1 protein-coding gene is annotated in these 379 nt (G+C 62.0%); it reads right to left on the bottom strand.

The genetic code is table 11. The features are described from left to right. Window positions 1–352, bottom strand: a 352-nt coding sequence (locus tag EN859_RS35780; RefSeq protein ID WP_210237761.1) for an EamA family transporter, incomplete at its 3' end; no start/stop codon positions are given. Between the last annotated feature and the right edge of the window lie 27 nt (window positions 353–379).

Raw genomic sequence — 379 nt, forward strand, 5'->3', positions numbered from 1 at the left:
AACGAAAGCGCTCATGCAGAAACAACGCGGCGAAGATCAGCGTGAAGAAAGCCTGCGCCTGCAACACCAGCGAAGCGAGCCCCGCCGGCATGCCCACATACATGGCGGAGAACAGGAACGCGAACTGTCCGAGCGAAATGGTCAGGCCGTAGGCGAGAAGCCAGCGCCACGGCAACTGCGGGCGCCTGACGAAGAACACCGCCGGCAGCGCGGCAAGCGTGAAGCGCAGTGCGCCGAGCAACATGGGAGGCACGCCATGCAAACCCACCTTGATGACAACGAAATTGACGCCCCACGCGATCACGACGACCAGCGCGAGCAGCAGATCCCTGGGCGACATCCCGGTCTCCAATAGAGTATCGAACCCGTCAGTTTAGCG

The sequence above is a fragment of the Mesorhizobium sp. M00.F.Ca.ET.216.01.1.1 genome (genome assembly GCF_004010325.2).
Taxonomy (GTDB): domain Bacteria; phylum Pseudomonadota; class Alphaproteobacteria; order Rhizobiales; family Rhizobiaceae; genus Mesorhizobium.